This window comes from Mesorhizobium sp. BR1-1-3 (assembly GCF_020165455.1).
Classification (GTDB): domain Bacteria; phylum Pseudomonadota; class Alphaproteobacteria; order Rhizobiales; family Rhizobiaceae; genus Mesorhizobium; species Mesorhizobium ciceri.
This window is the reverse complement of record NZ_JAIUIC010000016.1, coordinates 61,314-80,812: the sequence shown is the minus strand read 5'-3', so window position 1 is coordinate 80,812 and position 19,499 is coordinate 61,314. Positions and strand designations below refer to the sequence as shown.

The following is a 19,499-nucleotide window of genomic DNA, read 5'->3' as shown; positions in this document are numbered from 1 at the left end:
CGATGGCACTGACAATTGACCAGCCGATCGAGCATAAGCAGCAATCCTTGGCCGCGAGACTGTTTGCCAGCCAGACTTTCTGGGTGGTGATCGCGGTCATCCTTGCCTGCGTGTTCCTGTCGTTTGCCACCGACGCTTTCGCCACCTCGAAGAACCTCTACAACATCACCCGCAACATCACCTTCGTCGCCATCATCGCGCTCGGCATGACCTTCGTCATCATCACCGGCGGCATCGACCTGTCTGTCGGCTCGGTGCTGTGCCTGTCGTCGATGGTGCTGGCCGTCACCATGCATGCCGGCTACTCGATCGAGGTCGGCATCCTGGCCTCGATTGCCACCGCGCTCGCCATTGGCGCCTTCAACGGCGTGCTGATCGCCTATCTCGGCTTTCCACCCTTCGTGGTGACGCTCGGCATGCTGTCGATCGCCCGAAGCCTCGCCATGGTCGCCTCCAACAACACGGTGGTCTTCCAGTTCGGGCCGGACCATGCCAAGCTTCTGTCATTGGGCGGCGGCGCCTGGGTGTTCGGCATCGCCAACCCGGTGCTTTACATGATCCTTCTGGCGCTGATCACCGGCTTCATCCTGCGCTGGACCAAGTTCGGCCGCCATATCTTCGCCATCGGCGGCAATGAGCACGCGGCAACGCTGACCGGCGTTCCGGTGCGCCAAATCAAGGTTGCCGTCTACATGATCTCGGCGCTGTCGGCGGGCATTGCGGGCATCATCCAGACCGGCTGGCTGGGTGCCGTCACCACCAATCTCGGCACCGGCATGGAGCTGCAGGTAATCGCCGCCACCGTCATCGGCGGCGCCAATCTGGCCGGCGGCGTCGGCACCGCCTTCGGCGCCATCGTCGGCGCGGCCCTGATCGAGGTGATCCGCAACAGTCTCGGCCTGCTCGGCATTAATGCCTTCTGGCAAGGCGTCTTCATCGGCGGCGCCATCCTGCTGGCGGTGCTGTTCGACCGCATCCGCAATTTCCGCCGCAGCGACTAGAACCATGATCCCGAAAAGTGGAAACCGGTTTTCTCGGACAAACGGAACCGTTTGTCCGGAGATCATGGTCAAACAAAAGACGGTTTGATGGCCAACTCCCTGTTCAGCCTCGAGGGTCGGCTGGCGCTGGTGACCGGCTCCGGCCAGGGCATCGGCTTCGCGCTGGCTCGGGGCCTGGCCGAACATGGGGCAAGCGTGGTGCTGAACGGCCGCGACGCCGCCAGGATCGACAGCGCCGTCGATAAGCTGCGCAACGCCGGCTTCAAGGCGCACGCCTCGGTATTCGACGTCACCGATTTTCAGGCGGTCAACGAGGACATTGCCCGCATCGAGGCCGAGATCGGCGCCATCGACGTCCTCATCAACAATGCCGGCATACAATTCCGCGCCCCGCTCGAGGACTTTCCCGAGGAGCAATGGGAGCGCCTGTTCAAGACCAATGTGTCGGGCGCCTTCCATGCAGCCAAGGCGGTCGCCCGCCACATGATCCCGCGCGGCAAGGGCAAGATCATCAACGTCGGTTCGGTGCAGAGCGAACTGGCAAGGCCGAACATCGCGCCCTACACCGCCACCAAGGGCGCGATCCGCAACCTGACAAGGGGCATGTGCGCCGATTGGGCCAAACACGGCCTGCAGATCAATGCGATCGCGCCCGGCTATTTCCGCACCGAGATGAACCAGGCGCTGGTCGACAATCCCGAATTTTCCGCCTGGCTGGAAAAGCGCACGCCGGCCGGGCGCTGGGGCAATGTCGACGAGTTGATCGGCGCCGCCGTGTTTCTGGCGTCAGATGCCTCGTCCTTCGTCAACGGCCATACGCTGTATGTCGATGGCGGCATGACGGCTTCGGTTTGAGGTTGGCAATTCTCCCGACCGCCATTCGTTCCAGTGCGTATCGCTCAGTCTGAAAATCCGGCCTCACTGGCCGTCATTCGCCCTCGCCGCCCGCGCGCGTCTTGACGCGGCCCCGAACTCGGCCGCACAATCCCCACTGCAGGCGAAGGGAGGCCAGTCGCCTGCGGGAGGATATACCCATGACGGAAGCGATCAGGCTCTACTGGGGCCGGTTCGGACATGTTTCTATCCTGAATGTCGCAAGCGACTTCGTCACCCATGCCCATGTCGAGGCCCATCTCATCATCTGGCTGGAAGGTACGGCCGGCGAAATGACCATCGGCCGCGAGACCGTCCGGCTTGGGCCTGGAACGGCCGCCGGCATCAACTCCTTCCAGCCGCACAGCCATGTTCTGTCGCAAAACGGGACGCCCGGTCTGTTTCTCGCCTTCTACATCGATCCCGACTGGGCGCGGCGCCGCCGCGACCTGCCTTCGTCGGCGCCGCTGTTTTCACAAGCCGCGATCACGCTGGAACCGTGGCTGCATCAGGCCGCCGCCAATCTGCTCGACCACCTCAGCGACAATGAGAGCGTCGACGATATCGCCAACTACGAGATCGAGCGTTTCATCGATAGCGTGCTCGACGCCGCCGACGCCTCGGCGCCGCAGGAGGCCCGTGTCCGCATCAACACCATGCAGGATTTTCGTGTCCGCAAGGCAATCCAGTTGATGAGAGCCAATGTCTGCGAGCGCATCTGCTTCGACGACGTGGCGCGCAGCGTCGGCCTGTCGCGACCGCATTTCTTCGCTTTGTTCAAGGAACAGACCAATCTGACGCCCAATGTCTACTGGAACACGCTGCGCATGGAGGAAGCGGTGCGGCAGCTGCAATGGTCGCAGGAACCGCTGATCTCCGTCGCCTGCAATCTCGGCTTCACCACGCAGGGCAATTTCTCGCGCTTTTTCCGCGACCATGTCGGCGTGCCGCCGACGCTCTACCGCGAGGCCGCGCGGGCGATCGCCTGAACCAGCCGCCCTTTTTCAGACTCCCCGCCCTTTTTCAGACTCCCCGCCCTTTTTCAGACTCCTTGATAGGCGCTCAAGACGCATTGATAAGCGTCGCTGAAATGGCCGCCCTACCCTTGCACCGGATCGCTTTTGCAAGGGAACATTTTGAATGGCCAAAGTCACCATCTCCAGCGTCATCGACGCGCCGGTCGAAAAGGTCTGGGCGCGCATACGCGACTTCAACGGGCTGCCGGACTGGCATCCGCGCATGGTGGAAAGCCACATTGAAGACGGCAAGGATGCCACCACAATCGGCTGCGTGCGCAATTTCCAGCTCGCCAGCGGCGCCCGCCTGCGCGAAAAGCTGCTCGACTTCTCCGATCAGAATTTCCTGGTCAGCTACTCCATCCTCGAGACGCCGCAGCCGCTGACCAACCACAAGGCGACCCTGCAGCTGCGGCGCGTGACCGATGGCGACCGCACCTACGCCGAATGGACCGCCAGCTTCGACGCCGCCCCCGAGGAGGCAGACAAGCTGGCCGAGGGCATGGGCGCCAATGTCTTTCAGGGCGGCTTCAACGCCCTGAAAAGCCATTTCGCCGGCCAGAGCTGACAGGAGCCAGACCATGGCGCTGGCACTGCAGACTTTTGCAACGGTGAAAGACGCGAACGCGGCACTGAAGGCGGCCGGCACCCGCTATCTCGGTGGCGGCACGCTGGTCGTCCGCGCGGCCAATGAAGGCGATGTTTCGGTATCCGGCCTTATCAGGTCGACCGAGCCGTCCTTGTCCACCATCGCCGTTGCCGGCGATAAAGTCCGCATCGGCGCTTCGGTGACCATGGCGGCGATCGCCGGCCATCCGGAGCTCGGCACGCTCGCCAAGGCCGCCCGTGCCGTCGGAGGCCCGGCCATCCGCAACATGGCGACCGTCGGCGGCAATCTTTTTGCCCCGGCCCCCTATGGCGATTTCGCCGTTGCCCTGCTGGCGCTCGATGCGACGGTCAGCACCGATGACGGTGAAACGCCGATCGAGACTTTCCTGGCCAATCGGGGCGGCAGCCGCGTCGTCGTCACTTCCGTGAGCTTCACGCTTCCGAAGGCCGACAGTTTCCGCTTCCTGAAAGTGTCGAGGGTCAAGCCCAAGGGCGTCTCCGTGCTCAGCATAGCCGGTGCTCTGGAACTGTCGTCGGATGGCTCCGTGACCTCGGCGCGGATCGCGCTCGGCTGCATGGCGGATCGGCCCATGCGCGCCAGGGCGGCGGAAAAAGCGCTGATCGGCCGAACGCTGACCGCTGACGGCATCGCGCCGGCCTTGGCCGCGGCCGGTGATGGCACCTCGCCCATCACCGACCCGATCGCCAGCGCCTGGTATCGCGCCGAAGTCCTGCCGGTTCATCTCGGCCGGTTGCTGCTAGCATAATATTTGTTCGGGGGCGCGCGTCTGTCCGCTGGTTCGGGCAGGCGCGCAAGGAGGAAAACATGGCAAAGATCCCGGTTCAGTTCACGCTCAACGGTTCTGAAAAGGCCGAATTTATCGATAGCGGCACGACGCTGCTGCACGCCTTGCGCGACAAGATCGGTGACACCTCGCCGAAGGGCGGCTGCCATCAGGGCACTTGTGGTGCCTGTTCGGTCATCATCGACGGCGAACTCCGGCTCTCCTGCCTGACGCTGGCCGAGACCTGCAATGGTGCAACCATCACCACGACATCCGGTCTTGCGGAAGGCGGCGTGCTGCACCCGTTGCAGCGGGCCTTCCTCGACACGTTCGCCACGCAATGCGGCTTCTGCACGCCGGGCATGATCATGGCGGCCAAGGCGCTGCTCGACCACACGCCCAATCCCAGCCGCGACGAGGTAGTCGAGGCGCTGTCGGGCAACATCTGCCGCTGCACCGGTTACGAGCCGATCATCCAGGCGGTGCTGACCGCCGCCCGCGCCAATTCGCAGAACGCGGCCTGAGGGGTCCAAAACAATGGAACTGCGCAAGAACTACTTCGCCGATGTCCGCAAGGACGATCTGCACGAGATCGGCCAGCCAAGGCCGCGCTCGGATTCGCCTGGCCATGTCACCGGCAAGACCGCCTTTTTCGCCGACCGCAATTTCCCCGGCATGCTGCACCTGAAGATGGTGCGCAGCCCGCATCACCATGCCCGCATCCGCTCGATCGACACCTCGGAGGCGGAAAAACATCCGGGCGTGGTGAAAATCCTGACCGCCAAGGACGTGCCGCACAATGTCTACACCATCCTGATCCTGATCCAGATCGGGCCGGAGGACGAGACGGTGCTTGCCGACGGCAAGGTGCGCTGGAAGGGCGAGGCCGTGGTGGCGGTTCTGGCCGAAACCGAGCGCGCGGCACAAGAGGCCGCAGCCAAGGTCAAGGTCGACTATGAGGTGCTGCCGGCCGTCTTCGACATGGAAGAGGCGCTGAAACCCGACGCGCCGCTGGTCAACGAATATCACGGCCAGAATTATTACCTCTATGATAGCGGCGAGTGCCGTAAGGTGCGCTTCGGCGATGTCGAGGCGGGCTTCGCCGGCGCCGACCACATACTGGAGCAGAGCTACCAGTCTTCGCCGATCGAGCACGCGCCGACCGAGACCACCGGCTGCGTGGTGGCGCCCGAGGGCAATGACCGCTTCACCTGCTACACCAACACGCAGGCGATGTTCTTCACGCTCGACAACACCTCGATCATCCTGCAGATGCCGGGCAGCAAATTGCATTTCGTCGGCGGCACAGTCGGCGGCGGTTTTGGCGGCAAGGTCGACGTCATCGTCGAGCCGATCGCCATCCTCGGCGCAAAACTAACAGGACGACCAGTCTGTTTTATCTACAGCCGCGAGGAGGAGATGCAGATCTCGTCGCCGCGCGCCGCTGAAAAGGTCGTCATCAAGGACGGCGTCATGAAAGATGGCCGCATCGTCGCGCGCAAGGTCACCGGATACACCGATGCCGGCGCCTATTCGCGCCACTCGCCCTACGGCGCGCAGAAGGGCGCGGGGCATTATCCCGGCCCCTACACTATTCCGAACGTCTGGATCGACACCTACTGCGTCTACACCAACCGCACGCCGTCGTCGGCCATGCGCGGCTTCGGCGTCACCATCGGCGATTTCGCTCTGGAGGTGCAGATGGACAAGCTGGCGCGCCTGATCGGCATGGACCCGCTCGAATTCCGCTTCATCAACGCCTATCGCGATGGCGACATGAAGGCGCACCGCCAGCCGACAGAGGGCGCCGCGCTGATCGAATGCATGCAGGAAGCCTCGCGCGCCGCCAACTGGCCGGTGGCGGAAAAGTACCTGGCGATGTCCTCCTACGTGAAGGGAGCTTGAGATGGCGATCAGGCGCGGACGCGGCGTTGCCGCGATCAACTATCCCACCGGCATGAACCTCGGCGGCGACCCGACGCAGGCGCTGGTGCACTCGACGCCGACAGGCAATTTCATGGTGACATTGTCCTCCGTCGATCTCGGCCAGGGCATGAAGCAGATCATGGCGCAGATCTGCGCCGAGACCATCGGCGTGCCGACAGACCGCGTCGTCGTCGACACCGCCGACACCGACACCGGCCCGCACTGCATGGGCACCTTCGCCTCGCGCGGTACGCACCGCGCCGGCAACGCCGTCATCCAGGCGGCAAGGGAAGCGCGGCAGGTGATGCTGGAAGTGGCCGCCGAGGAACTGGAGGTGAACGCCTCCGACCTCGAGACCGACGGCCAGGGCAACATACTGGTCAAAGGCGCGCCGCAAAAATCGATCTCGATCTTCGATGTCGCGCTGTCGGCGCATTTCAAGCGCGGCCGCTCGATCTCGGGTCGCGGCATGTTCCTGATTCCGCGCTCCTATCCGGAGAAAGAGACTGGCGCGATGAAGCCGTCGACCTGCTACGCGCATGCCTGCACCGTGGCCGAGGTCGAGGTCGACGACGAGACCGGCGAGGTCACCGTGCTGACTGTGAAGAACGTCTTCGAGATCGGCCGCGCGCTGAACCCGAAAATGGTCGAACAGCAACTGGTCGGCGGTTCGTGGATGGGCATCAGCCATGCGCTCTACGAGACGACCGAGCCCTATTATCCCAACCGCGACCATGGCGGCACGGACTTCAACCAGTATCTGATGCCCGGCCCCGGCGACCTCGCCGAGACCGAGATCATCGTGCTGGAGCGGCCATCGGCGGACGGACCATACGGCGCCAAGGGGCCGGGCGAAATGTGCGCCAACCCGCAGATCCCGGCGGTCGCCAATGCCGTCTTCGACGCTGTCGGCGTGCGCATCGACACGCTGCCGATCACGCCGGAGCGCATCCTGCGCGCGCTGAAGGCGCAAGCGGCGAACTGAGGCTGGAATGAACGGGACAAGCGCCGAGACTGTCGCAATCTCACCGGAGGCGGTGGCGCAGCATCTTGCCGCCTCGCGCTATCTGGCCGACGACAGTCTTGCGACCGCGATCTTCCTGGCGATCCGGCTGGGGAAGCCGCTGCTGCTCGAAGGCGCACCAGGCGTCGGCAAGACGGAAGCGGCCAAGGCGATCGCCGCGCTGCTCGGCCGCGATCTGGTGCGGCTGCAATGCTATGAAGGCATCGACGCCGCGCATGCGCTCTACGAATGGAATTATCAACGCCAGCTGCTCGCCATCCGCCACGCCGGCGAGCATGAGATCGACATCTACGAAGACCGTTTCCTGATCGCCCGGCCGCTGCTGCAGGTGCTGAAGGCGCCGGAACAGCGCGTGCTGCTGGTCGACGAGATCGACCGCTCGGATCATGAATTCGAGGCGCTGCTTCTGGAATTCCTCTCCGATTTCCAGATCAGCATTCCCGAACGCGGCACGATCCGCGCCACGGCGCAGCCGATCGTCATCCTGACCTCGAACCGCACCCGCGAGCTTGCCGAGGCGCTGCGCCGCCGCTGTGTCTACCACTGGATCGGCTATCCCGACGCCGAGCGCGAGGCCGCCATCATCATGCTGCGCGCCGGCGATGTGGCGCAAGCAACGGCGCGCGCAGTGGCGGCAGCCGTGCAGACCATCCGCGCCCGGCCGCTGGCCAAGCCGCCGGGTATTGCCGAGGCCGTCGAATGGGCCAATGCCGCGACCATCCTGGAGAAAGGCGGCAGCCCGTGGCCGGAAGCCCTCCGCCGCGCCATCGGCGTGCTGATCAAGGACGAGGAAGACCTTTCCTACATTGCGCCGGAGCTTGGACGGATTGTCGAGGAGGCACTGGCGTGACGCGGGAGGTCATTTCGCAAGGCTGGCGGGACAGCGCCCCCCTCTGTCCTGCCGGACATCTCCCCCTCAAGGGGGGAGATCGGATGTCATCCCCGCTTTCGCTAATCGCTGACGTCGCCGAACAGAGCGAAGCGCCGAAGCTGCCAATCTCCCCCCTTGAGGGGGAGATGTCCGGCAGGACAGAGGGGGGCGACACAGAATGATGCGGGAAACAAGCTTCCCCCGCGCCGCCTCGCCATTCCTGGATTTTGCCAGGCTCTTGCGCCGCTACGGCTTTGCCATAGCCCCCGAGCAAGTCTCCTGTTTCATGCAGGCGGTGACGTTGCTCGGGCCGCGCTCGATGGCGGACATCCGCGAGGCCGCCCTCGCCACGCTGGCGCCGCCGCCCGACCGCCGCGACGAATTCGAAGCGCATTTCCAGAGCCATTTCTATGGCAACAGGTCCGCCGTGGTCGAAGGCGACGCCGACGAGGAAACCCGCATCAAGGATGATGGCGGTGCGAGCCAGGAAGAGATCGAGGTCATCAGCCATCAGGAAGGTGGCGAACTCTCTTCCGGCGCCGAACAGCTGAGTACCCGCGATTTCAAGCGCGACGACGACAACCTTGCCGCTTTCCGCCGCAGGCTCGCTTCAGCCTTGCCCGCCCGCCGCTCGTTCCGCACCGTGCGCACGCATTCGCGCGGCAAGCTCGATCTGCGCCGGTCGCTGCGGGAAATCGTCAGCGCCGATGGCGACGTGCCCTCGCCGCTGCTGCGCCGCCGCCAGACCGTGCCGCGCAAGCTGCTGCTGCTGATCGACGTTTCCGGCTCGATGAAGCTGCACACCGCAGACTATCTCAAGCTGGCGCATGCCGCCGTGCAAGGTGCCGACCGCGCCGAAATCTTCACCTTCGGCACGCGGCTGACCCGCATCACCACCGCATTGCGCATCCGCGACCGCGACCAGGCGCTGGCGCGCGCCGCGGCCCAGGTCGACGATTGGGACGGCGGCACCCGCATGGGACCGACGCTGCTCGCTTTCCTCTCGGTGCCGCGCTTTTCAGCCTTTGCACGCGGTGCCGCTATCGTCATCCTATCCGACGCGCTGGAACGCGGCGATCATGCCGAGTTGGAGACAGCCATGCGGCGGCTGAGCGCCCGCGCCTTCCGGCTGTCGCTGGCCACACCTTTGGCCGGCGACCCGCGCTTCCGGCCGGCAACGGCGGCACTTCGCGCCATCCTGCCTGACCTCGACGATCTCGTCGACGGCTCGTCGCTTGCCGGTCTCACCGATTTCATCCTGTCGCTCGCCCGCCCTGCTCCGGCGGCGGCGACAATCTGGAAGAGGGTTTCATGATGCAGAAAACCATCGACGCACATTTTCACATCTGGCGCCAACAGGACCAGCCATGGCTGGTCGGACCGATGGTGCCGCGCATCTTCGGCCCCTACGAACCGATCCGGCGCGACTATCCGATCGAGGAATTTCTCGAAGACCAGAGGGATTCAGGCGTCGAGAAGGCCGTCTACGTCCAGACCAACTGGGCCAAGGAGGATTTCGAGAAGGAAGTCGCTTTCCTGCAGAAGACGTCCGACGAAACCGGCTGGCCGCATGCCATCGTCGGCTACACCGACATGACCGTCGACGATATCAGGCCTCAGATCGATCGCTTGATGAAATACAAGCTGCTGCGCGGCGTGCGCATGCAGTTGCACTGGCACGAGACCCCGGCCTTCCGCTTCGCCGCCTCCGCCGATCAGGTGATCGACCCGAAAGTGCGCGCCAATGTGGCGCGGCTCAAGGATTATGGCCTGTCCTTCGACCTGCAGCTCTTCCCCGCCCAGATGAAGGACGGCCTGACGCTGGTCGGCGAGAACCCCGAAACGAATTTCATCCTCACCCATGCAGGCATGCTGACCGGCATGGAACCGGAAACCACCGAGGCCTGGAAGGCAGGCCTGCGAACGCTGTCGGCGGCGCCCAATCTTTACGCCAAGCTGTCGGGCCTCGGCACCTTCGTCCACCGCAACGATCCCCTGCTGATCGCCTATGTCGTAGACAACGCGATCGATATCCTGGGCGCCGACCATCTGATGTTCGGCTCGAACTTCCCGATCGAGAAGCTGTGGACCAGCCACGCTGAGCTGATCAAGGCGCACCGCGACGCGGTGGCCAAGCATGGTGCGGTGGCCGAGGCGGATATCTTCTGGAACACGGCGGAGAAGGTTTACCGGCCAGTGTGACGCCTCACTTCACCTCGAACTGCGGATCGACTGAAATCTGCATCGCCGTCACCAGATGGTTGGTCTGGCCGGCGAGCCCGATGATCGACACCAGTTCGCCATGCTGCGCATCGGTCATGCCCTTGGCGCGGGCTGCCGCCGTGTGCGAGTGGACGCAGTAGGAGCAGCCATTGGCGGTCGACACCGCGATGTAGATCATCTCCTTGGTCAGCGGATCGATGGCGCTGTCGGCGACCATCACCACCTTCAACTGTTCCCAGATCCGCTTCAGCGCCGGAGGATCATTGGCCAGCCCGCGCCAGAAATTGTTGACGAAATCAGATTTGCGCGTCGCGCGGATGTCGTCGAACACGGCTTTCACGGCGGGAATCTTTTCGACCTCGGCATCGCTGAGGAGTTTTGTGGTGGCCATGGGGTTTTTCCTTCGTTGGATCGTTGCGTGAATTGAATCAGGTCTTGAGCAATTGCGGCCAATCCACTCGTCCGATTCACTTTTCCAGCGCCGGCGTCTAGATTCAGGTCAGGCCGAGTCGAAAATGGTGAGTTCCGAGAACCGGAGCGGAGCGTACTTTTCGTACGTGAGCACCGGAAGCGCAGGAAACCGCCATTTGCAGGCCGGCCTCACCTGAATCTAATGCACGGCCGCGTACATGATCTTCTCCTCCGTGGCCTCCGCCGGCGAAAACTCCTCGACGATGCGGCCCTGGCGGCAGACCAGGATGCGGTCGGACAGGTTCATGATCTCCGGCAGGTAGGACGAGATGACGACGACGGCCAGCCCCTCATCGGCCAGCCGGTTGATGATCTGGTGGATCTCGGCGATCGCGCCGACATCGACGCCACGTGTCGGCTCGTCGAAGATGACGATGCGCGGCTTCTGCACCAGCCCCTTGCCGATCACCACCTTCTGCTGGTTGCCGCCTGACAGCTCGACGACGCGCGCATTGTCGTTGATTGCCTTGATGTTCAGCGTCTTCGTCCATTCGGCCGAGAGCGCGCGCATCTCCTGCGTGTTGATCACCCAGGCCTTTTCGCGACCCGCCGCCAGCAGTCCGCCGAACAGGTTTTCGGCAATGCCCATCGTCTCGAAGATGCCTTCGCTCTTGCGGTCCTCGGTGACATAGACGATGCCGTCGGCCACCGCTTCGCTCGGCACGAGATAGCGCACCGGTCTGTCATCGAGTTCAATCGCGCCGCCGCGCAGGAAATCCCGCTTGTAGATGCCTGAGACGATCTTGAATGTCTCGGTGCGGCCGGAGCCGATCAGCCCGAACACGCCGGTGATCTGGCCCTCGAAGATCGAAAAAGAGGTGTTGCGCACGACATTGCTCATCGAAATGTCCTGCACCGACAGCACTTTCTTGCCCGCCTTGCGCAGCTTCGCTTCGTCGCGCTGGCGGTAGATCTGTCCCGATAGCGTGCGCCCGACCATGGCGGAAACGATCCTGTCGCGGTCGAAGGCGGATGTGTCGTCGGTAATGACCAGCTCGCCGTCGCGCAGGATGGTGATGCGGTCGGCGATATCGAGCGCCTCTTCCAGCGCATGGCTGATGAAGACGATCGAGACGCCGCCCGCCTTCAGCCGGCGGATCAGCGCGAAGAAGTGCCGCTTCTCCTCCGGCGTCAGCGTCGCCGTCGGCTCGTCGAAGATGATGATCTCGGCATTGTGGTGGACGGCGCGCGCGATCTCGACCATCTGCCGCTTGGCGGCGCCCAACGTTGCCACCATGGCGTTGGGGTCGACCGGAAAATTCAGCGACTGCAGGAACTGCTGCGCTGAAATGTAGGTGCCGCGCAGCCGGTTGAGGAACTTTTCGGTGCCGAGATAAAGGTTCTGCGCCACCGTCATCGACGGCACCAGGCTGGTCTCCTGGAACACCATCGCGATGCCGGCTTCAAGCGCTGCGTGCGGCGAGGCGTAGGCGATTTCCTGGCCCTTGTGGAACATCTTGCCCGAGGTGGCATCGACCACACCGGCGATGATCTTGGTCAGCGTCGATTTTCCCGCGCCGTTCTCGCCGAGCAGCGCATGGATCTCGCCCTTGCGCAGTTCGAAGCTGACGTTCTTCACCGCGGGCACGCCGCGATAATTCTTGGTGACGTTTTCCAGCCGAACGATCGGTTCCATCAGAAACCTCCCGAAGCGAGGTCGATCGCCAGCACGCAGTCGCCGCCTCTGGAGGCGACAAACAGCCGGCCGTCCTTTTCCGCAACGCTGCAGATGCCATGACGCGTGCCGTTGGCGCGGCTGTGCAGGCTGAACAGCGGCTGCATCTTCTGGTCGAGCCTGACCACCAGCCCATAGGAGCGGCTCGGCGACCACGGCTTGTGGATGCCCATGGTGCGGATGCCGCCGCATTGCAGCGGCTCGAGGAAGCTGCGGCTGGACGCCAGTGCCGGCGCGATCCAGTAGGCCGGCGGCACTTGGCTCAGCATGTCCTGCCGGTAATGCGTTTCCTGCAGCACGAATTCGATCAGCCGGTTGCGCGGCGCAAACAAGGTCAGCCAGGCCCCACCATCGGCGGACGGCGACAGCCGTGCGGGATATCCCGGCAGATGCGTCAGAACCGTCGAACGGCTGCCCGTCGCGCCGCCGAAACGCACCAACTGATGGCGCCAGCTTTCACTGACAAGCACATCCTTGCCGACAGGATGCAGCCCGTAGGGAAAGGCAATGTCGCCGGCAAGCTTGCGAAAATCACCGCCTGCCGCGTCTCGCTTCCAGAGCGAACCGGACGCGCCCTTCTTCATCAGATCGGCGGCCCATTGCGATGGCGCATGCTCGGCCGAGCCGTTCGCCAGCCACAGCGTGCCGTCATCCGCATAGGCTAGTGCGGTGATGCAGCTGATCCCGGCCGGCAGTGAAACGTCGCTGCCGCCAATCAGCAACTTGCCGCTTTCCAGCCCGACCGTCAGTTCGCCCAATGGCGACAGCGCCAGCGCGGTGACGGCAGACGGAAAGGTCTCGACCACGACAGGTTGCGCTCCAGCAGCAATCGAATGGATGGCGTTGCCGCTGGAGACCAGCAGCCTGTCACCGGTAACCAGCAGATTATCCGGTTCCGTCAGCTCGGCAAAAGCCGGCGCATCATCCAGCCGCGTATTGGGGCGAAAAGCGCCGTCGAGCGGCGGGATGGTCACCGCCTTGCCGCGGAACAGGTCGAGCACCGGGTCGAGGATCATGGCTTTGCTCCCCAATAGGAAGCGGGGCTGGTCCAGTTCGGGTCGGCGCCTGCAATCTTGTAGCGGCCGATGCGGTTGTTGAGGATGCCGCCGACGAACAGATACCCCTTGTGCTCGCGCATCGAGGTGACCATCGGGTGCGCGCCGCCGGTGAGGTCGCCCATCGCCTCGACGATGCCGCCCTTCTCTGTGAATTTCACCACGCCGCCGGTGTTGATGTTGGGGAACAGCCATTCGTCCTGCGGCAGCCGGCGCGTCATGCGCTTGCGCATGTCGGGATGGCGCAGCGACAGGTCGAAGCTCGGCGTGCGCATGCCGAGCCACGCCATCCAGTAATTGCCGTCGGAGGCGCGGTTGATGTTGTCGGGATAGCCCGGCATGTCGCGGATGACGCATTCGGCGGTGCCGGCCTTCGGCCCCTCCAGCCAATAGCGGTGCACGCGGCAGGCCCAGCTTTCGGCGAAGAACAGCGACTTGCCGTCATGCGCCATGCACACACCGTTGGTGTAGCGATAGCCGTCGAGCAACGTCTTCGTCGAGCCGTCCTTCGGGTCGTAGACCAGCAGCCGGCCGGTGGCGCGGTTCTCGATCGAATCCAGCGCCCAGTCATGCGCATCGTAGCGCTTGGTCGAGTCGGTGAAATAGATGCGCCCATCGGGTGCGATGTCGCAGTCATTGGGGTCACGCAGCCGTGCATCGTCGACGATCGAGGTCAACGAGCGCGACGTTTCGGCCGACAGTCTTTTGACCTCACGATCCGGCGAGACGGAGTAGAGCCCCATCGCGCCGACGCAGCTGATCAGATTGCCTGATTTGTCGAAGGCCAGCCCCAGCGGGAAACCGCCGATGTGGGCAAACACCTCCGACCTGACATAGTCCGGCGCGAAGAAGCGGACGATCTCGCCATGACGCGTGCCGCAATAGAGATTGTCGTCGCGGTCGAGGATGACGTCTTCCGGCCCCTCCAGCTCGCCAAGCCCGATATGCTCTGCGGCCGACAGCCTGTTGTCGAGTTCGTATGGCGTGCCCGAGCCGAGTGCGGCCGACTGTGTCTCGCCCATCTTGAGATAGACCGGCGCGACATAGACCTCATTCAGCACCTTGTGCCGGTTCTTCAGCCAGCGGATGTCGATGGTCACCGCCACCGCCAACATGATGCCGAGCACCATCTGGTTGGTGCCGGTGCCGTAGCCCAGCCGGATCAGCCCATTGGTCATGGTCAAGACGATGATGGCGCCCATCAGCCCCTTGATCACCGAGCCTCGGCCACCGCCGAGGCTGACGCCGCCGACCACCGCCGCCGTCAGCGCCATGATCTCGAGGTTGAGGCCGGTTCCCGGCCCTGCCCCGCTCAGCCGGCAAGCAATGAGGAAGCCGCCGATCGAGGCGCAGAAGCCGGAAAAGACATAAGTCATGAACACGGTGCGACGCACGCGGATGCCGGCATTATGCGCCGAGCGCCTCGAGCCGCCGACCGCCAGCACGTGCCAGCCGGGCCGCGAACGCGTCAGCGCGATATGGGTGACGATGGCCAGGATGATCGCCAGCCACACCGAGACGGACAGCCCCCAGAAGGTGCTGTCGCCGATGAAGTCGAGCACATCCGATGTCGCGGTCGAGAGCTGCACATCGGCGGCATAGGTGGTGACCAGGATGTCGAACAGCGCCCGGCCGAAGATGAAGGTCACCAGCGTGGTGAGGAAGGCGCGCAAGCGGAGATAACCGACGAGGTAGCCGTTGATGGCGCCGAAGATGAGGCCGGTGGCGAGCGATGCGGCCAGCGCCAGCCAGATCGACTGTTCGAGGATGAAGAAGACATAGACGGCGGAAAAGCACGACAGCGCGAAGATCGAGCCGACCGACAGATCGATGCCGCCACCCAGCATCACCACCGTCATGCCGGTGACGACCATCGAGAACTCGCCGAGCTGGCGGGTCGATTCCTGCAAAGCGGTCAGCTTGAAGAAGCCGGGAATGACCGAGCCGAAGGTCGCCAATGTCGCCACCAGCGCCAGGAACGGAATGGCGTTGTCGGTCCAGCGTTTGGTCAGTATCTCGCCGACGACATGGTCGGGCACGAGATTGTAGCGCCAGGACTGGAGGCGTTCGCGAAAGGACATCGGCTGCTGCTATTCCATGAGGGGACGAGGTGACCGGATCCTTCCGGTCACCTCGCTTGTACTTCAGTCGAAAAGGTGCGGCTTACTTTGCCGCCGCCGCTTGTGCCTGCAGCGCCTTCAGGTCCCAGCAGCTGTCGGGCTTGAGGTCGGCCTTGGTCGTCGCCTTCTCCAGCGTGTAGATGTAGGTGTGCGAGGTGCCGGCCGGCTGGCCGCTCTGCAGCAGGAACTTGATGATGGCGTTCATGTCGCCCGACTGGCGAGCAAGATCGGTCATCACCACAGCGCCATAGGTGCCGTCGACCAGCTTGTCGCAATCGGCCGCCTTCTCGCCGCCGCCGGTGGTGACCAGGAACACCTTGCCGTCGAGTTTGGCATCGCGGATCGCGGCGGACGCGCCGGTGGCGTCGCCATCCCAGAAATCGATGATCGAGCAGATATCCGGGTTCTGCTGCAGCATCGTCGTCGTCACGTTGCGCGAGGTCGTCGCATCCCAGTTGGAATCGGGCTTGGCCACCACCTTGAAGTCGGGATTCTTGTCCAGCACCTTCATGATGCCGGCATACTGATAGAGGCTGGAGGAGTTCGCCTGGTCACCCTGCACAAGGCCGATCTTCTTCGACGAGTTCGGGCCGCAGCCCTTGATCGCCGCTTCGGCCTCGAGCTGGCCAAGCCGGTCCCAATCACTGCCGATAAAGGCGTCGGCCGGGAAGTTGGCGGGATTGTCGACCAGGATGACATAGGTGCCGGCGGCCTGTGCCTTCTTCATCAGCTTGGAATAGGAGTTGAGGTCCGGCGCGTGGATGATCAGCACATCCGGCCTGGTGTCCGAGGAGATGGCGTCCGTGATCGCCTGCGCGCCGGCATCGACGACCCAGTTCGGGTCGCGCGTCTCGAACACGCCGCCCCAGGCCTCGACTTCGGTCTTCAGATAGTGCGCCCAGCCCTGCGCTAGGTCGAAGCCCATTGCCAGCGGCACCAGCATGACGCGCTTGCCCTTGAGCGCCTGCGCGTACGCAGCCGGCCCCGGATCGTCGGCGGCGAAGGTTGGCGCCACGAAGGCGGTGACAGCGAGCGCCGTGGCGGCGGCCATGAGTGTCTTGATCAGTTTCATGTCGGATCCTTTTGCTTTGGTCGTTGTTATCAGCGGCCGGCCCCAACCGTCCGCCGCAGTTCAGGTCTAAATGTCGCCCTGCTGGGCGGTCTGCTCGTCACGTGGATTGATGATGCCGTCGACGATGATGGCGCCGAGCAGGATCGCTGCCTTGATCAGGTTCTGGTAGAGCAGCGGAATGTCGATGATGGTCATGGCGTTGAGCAGGATGCCGATCAGTGCCGCACCGACCAGCACGTTGCGCACCCCGCCGCGCCCGCCGGACAGGCCGATGCCGCCGATAACCGCCACCAGCACGATATCGTAGAGCAGCGTCGAATTGACGACGCGGGTATTGATCGAATGCAGGCTGGCCGCCGTCAGCAGGCCGGCGACCAGTGCGACGAAGGCGGAAAGCACATAGCGCAGCACCAGCATCGGCCGCACCGGCATGCCGATGTTGCGGGCGGCCACCGGATTATCGCCGGCGAAATAGATATAGCGGCCCCATTTGGTGTAGCGAAGGAACAGGAAGAACAGGAAGGCCAGCCCTGCGAAGACGAAAACCTCGATGGGAATGTCGAGGAAGCGCAGGCCGCCGAGCAACTCGACCCAATGGCCCTGCGGCACCGGCACGGCATCCTGCGTGATCAGTTGCGAGCGTACATAGCCGAAGACGAAGGAGCCTGTCGCCAGCGTCACGAAGATCGCCGGCACGTCGGCATAGGCGACGAGAAAACCATTGAGCAGGCCGATGGCCAGCACACCGGCCAGCACATAGGCGAAGGCAAGCCCGTCCGGCGTCCCCGAATTCAGCAGTTGCAGGTACCAGGCGACCGACATCGCCATGATCGCGACGGCAGAGAGGTCGATGCCGCGGCCGATGATGACCACGGCCATGCCGAGCGCAAGGATGCCCAGCACCGACACGGAGCGGACGATGGCGACGAGATTGTTGGGGTCGATGAAGCCTGGCAGGCCTATAGCCGCTGCAACGAACAGCACCACGGCGATGGCAAAGACAATGCCTTCCTGGTTCAGGCTCCTGAAATTTGGCCAGCCGATGGTGTTCATGTCTGCGTTTGCCCCGATGGCAGCGCTGCCATCCCTGGGAAAGAACGCTAATCGGCCCAACGCCGGTTCGTCAAATGAATCCGCGCCCGGAACCCAGGCCGGCTGCGATATTTATCGAGTGGACGCATCGATTGCCGAAGCTGGCGCAATGCGCGGAAAACTCTGCGCTTTTGGCAATTGGTTGCGCCATTGCGGCCGCACGCGAAAGCGCTGCACCAAGGCAAAGGGACAGGACGGAATTTATCTCCGCATCAGGCGGAAAAATCGATCTGAATTTCCCGGCGAGTGCCCGGAAACCTCAGCGCCCGCACCTGGCGGGAGCACGAGAAAACGCAACGCCGCCACCAGCCCGATGGCGCCGATCACCAGAAAGGCTACTCGAAAATCCACAAGATCGAGAGCGGGGCGATCCCTGACGATCTGCGACAGATTAAGGATCGCCGCCGCCACCGCGACGCCAAACAGCATCGCCACCTGCTGCAGCATCGAGGACAGCGTCGCCGCGGAGCTTCGTTGCGACGCATCGATGTCGGCGAAGGCCAGCGTGTTAAGGGCGGTGAACTGCATCGAGCGCGACAGGCCGGCAATCAGCATCAGCGCCACCACCAGCGCTTGCGGCGTCTGCGGCGAGATCGCTCCGCAAGCCATGATCGAGGCCGAGGCGATGATGCCGTTGACGACCATCACTGAGCGGAAACCGAAACGGCGCAGCGTCGGCGTGGTCACCGTCTTCATGCCGAGATTGCCAAGGAAATAGGCCAGGATCATCAAGCCGGCATCGACAGGCGAAAGGCCGAAGCCAACCTGGAACAGCAGCGGCAGCAGGAACGGCGTGGCGTTGATCGCCACCCGGAAAATGGTGCCGGCGGCAAGCGTCGAGATGGCGAAGGTTAGCACCTTGAACGAGGAGAGATCGAGCAGCGGATGCGGCGCGCGCCTGAGATGGCGCACCGCCAGCCAGCCGAGGACGATGCCGGCTACGATCAGCAGCGCTGTCGGCAGCACGCCGTCCTCGGGATGCGCGATACGCTCGAGACCGTAGAGCAGCAAGGCAAGTCCCGCCGATGTCAGGAAAAAACCGGGCCAGTCGAGCGGCTTGGGGTCGGCCTCGCGGTCGCCTGGGATGAAACGGGCGACCAGCGCCAGCCCGATCACGCCGAGCGGGATGTTGATGAAGAAATTCCAGTGCCAGGACAGATAGGTGGTGATGAAGCCGCCGAGCACCGGCCCGACCACCGGCGCAAACAGTGCTGGCCAGGTGATCAGCGCCGTGGCGTTGAGCAGTTCGGATTTCGGCGCATTGCGCAGGACGAGAATGCGCCCAACCGGCGTCATCAGCGCGCTGCCGAGCCCTTGCACGACACGTGCGGCGACGAACTGGGTCAGGGTTTGCGAGAGGCCGCAGGCGAGCGAAGCCAGGGTGAACAGGACGATCGCCAGCAGGAAGATGTTGCGCGCCCCGAACCGGTCGGCGAGCCAGCCCGACAGCGGCACGAACACCGCCATGGTCAGCATGTAAACGGTGATGCCGATGCTCATCGCCACCGGCGACACGCCGAAGGAGGCGCCCATCTGCGGCAGCGATGTCGAGATGATCGTCGAATCCAGCAACTGCATGAAAAAGGCGATGGCGACGATCAACGCCACGCGCCGCGCATGGGTGGCCGTTTCGGACAAGGTTGCGATCTCGGGAATGGCAGTCATGACGGAACCGGTTTGAACAGC

18 protein-coding genes are annotated in these 19,499 nt (G+C 63.8%); 11 read left to right on the top strand and 7 right to left on the bottom strand.

What is annotated here, in order from left to right:
• Positions 1–2: 2 nt before the first annotated feature.
• From LB559_RS28505 to LB559_RS28455, 11 genes are all read left to right on the top strand, one after another.
• On the top strand, positions 3–1,001 hold the full coding sequence (locus LB559_RS28505) for an ABC transporter permease (RefSeq protein WP_013530853.1): 999 nt from the start codon (positions 3–5) through the stop codon (positions 999–1,001).
• Between the two features lie 87 nt (positions 1,002–1,088).
• Complete coding sequence (locus LB559_RS28500) at positions 1,089–1,856, top strand: SDR family oxidoreductase (RefSeq protein ID WP_224675542.1); 768 nt, start codon at positions 1,089–1,091, stop codon at positions 1,854–1,856.
• Positions 1,857–2,035: 179 nt separating this feature from the next.
• Positions 2,036–2,863 carry an AraC family transcriptional regulator gene (locus LB559_RS28495; protein ID WP_024501541.1) on the top strand — a complete coding sequence of 276 codons (828 nt, stop codon included), beginning with the start codon at positions 2,036–2,038 and terminating at the stop codon, positions 2,861–2,863.
• Between the two features lie 151 nt (positions 2,864–3,014).
• A complete protein-coding gene (locus LB559_RS28490; RefSeq protein ID WP_013530850.1) occupies positions 3,015–3,458 on the top strand; it encodes an SRPBCC family protein in 444 nt (147 codons plus the stop codon).
• A 13-nt stretch (positions 3,459–3,471) separates the two neighbouring features.
• On the top strand, positions 3,472–4,266 hold the full coding sequence (locus tag LB559_RS28485) for an FAD binding domain-containing protein (RefSeq protein WP_224675541.1): 795 nt from the start codon (positions 3,472–3,474) through the stop codon (positions 4,264–4,266).
• Between the two features lie 59 nt (positions 4,267–4,325).
• Positions 4,326–4,808 carry a (2Fe-2S)-binding protein gene (locus tag LB559_RS28480; RefSeq protein WP_027160699.1) on the top strand — a complete coding sequence of 161 codons (483 nt, stop codon included), beginning with the start codon at positions 4,326–4,328 and terminating at the stop codon, positions 4,806–4,808.
• Between the two features lie 13 nt (positions 4,809–4,821).
• Positions 4,822–6,189 carry a xanthine dehydrogenase family protein molybdopterin-binding subunit gene (locus LB559_RS32950; RefSeq protein WP_027160700.1) on the top strand — a complete coding sequence of 456 codons (1,368 nt, stop codon included), beginning with the start codon at positions 4,822–4,824 and terminating at the stop codon, positions 6,187–6,189.
• Between the two features lies 1 nt (position 6,190).
• Positions 6,191–7,195, top strand: coding sequence for a xanthine dehydrogenase family protein molybdopterin-binding subunit (locus tag LB559_RS32945; protein WP_023756899.1), 1,005 nt, complete (start codon positions 6,191–6,193; stop codon positions 7,193–7,195).
• Between the two features lie 7 nt (positions 7,196–7,202).
• Entirely contained in the window at positions 7,203–8,084 is an 882-nt protein-coding gene (locus LB559_RS28465; RefSeq protein ID WP_027160702.1) for an AAA family ATPase, read from the top strand.
• Positions 8,085–8,283: 199 nt separating this feature from the next.
• A complete protein-coding gene (locus LB559_RS28460) occupies positions 8,284–9,420 on the top strand; it encodes a vWA domain-containing protein (RefSeq protein ID WP_224675540.1) in 1,137 nt (378 codons plus the stop codon).
• Positions 9,420–10,307, top strand: a complete 888-nt coding sequence (locus LB559_RS28455) for an amidohydrolase family protein (RefSeq protein ID WP_224675575.1) — start codon at positions 9,420–9,422, stop codon at positions 10,305–10,307. Before LB559_RS28460 ends, LB559_RS28455 begins: the two co-directional genes overlap by 1 nt.
• 4 nt (positions 10,308–10,311) lie before the next feature.
• Here LB559_RS28455 and LB559_RS28450 read toward each other — a convergent pair whose 3' ends face one another.
• From LB559_RS28450 to LB559_RS28420, 7 genes are all read right to left on the bottom strand, one after another.
• Positions 10,312–10,719 carry a carboxymuconolactone decarboxylase family protein gene (locus LB559_RS28450; RefSeq protein ID WP_224675539.1) on the bottom strand — a complete coding sequence of 136 codons (408 nt, stop codon included), beginning with the start codon at positions 10,717–10,719 and terminating at the stop codon, positions 10,312–10,314.
• 219 nt (positions 10,720–10,938) lie between these two features.
• Positions 10,939–12,435 carry a sugar ABC transporter ATP-binding protein gene (locus tag LB559_RS28445; protein ID WP_013530841.1) on the bottom strand — a complete coding sequence of 499 codons (1,497 nt, stop codon included), beginning with the start codon at positions 12,433–12,435 and terminating at the stop codon, positions 10,939–10,941.
• Positions 12,435–13,490 (bottom strand): hypothetical protein, encoded by a 1,056-nt coding sequence (locus LB559_RS28440; RefSeq protein ID WP_127385518.1) that lies wholly within the window; start codon positions 13,488–13,490, stop codon positions 12,435–12,437. The genes LB559_RS28445 and LB559_RS28440 overlap by 1 nt, the downstream gene beginning before the upstream one ends.
• Positions 13,487–15,610, bottom strand: coding sequence for an ABC transporter permease (locus LB559_RS28435; RefSeq protein WP_127385517.1), 2,124 nt, complete (start codon positions 15,608–15,610; stop codon positions 13,487–13,489). Before LB559_RS28435 ends, LB559_RS28440 begins: the two co-directional genes overlap by 4 nt.
• Positions 15,611–15,692: 82 nt before the next feature.
• Positions 15,693–16,721, bottom strand: a complete 1,029-nt coding sequence (locus tag LB559_RS28430; protein WP_013530838.1) for a sugar ABC transporter substrate-binding protein — start codon at positions 16,719–16,721, stop codon at positions 15,693–15,695.
• A 66-nt stretch (positions 16,722–16,787) separates the two neighbouring features.
• Entirely contained in the window at positions 16,788–17,774 is a 987-nt protein-coding gene (locus LB559_RS28425; RefSeq protein WP_013530837.1) for an ABC transporter permease, read from the bottom strand.
• A 240-nt stretch (positions 17,775–18,014) separates the two neighbouring features.
• Positions 18,015–19,478: a DHA2 family efflux MFS transporter permease subunit gene (locus LB559_RS28420; protein WP_224675538.1), complete on the bottom strand. Its 1,464-nt coding sequence runs from the start codon at positions 19,476–19,478 to the stop codon at positions 18,015–18,017.
• Between the last annotated feature and the right edge of the window lie 21 nt (positions 19,479–19,499).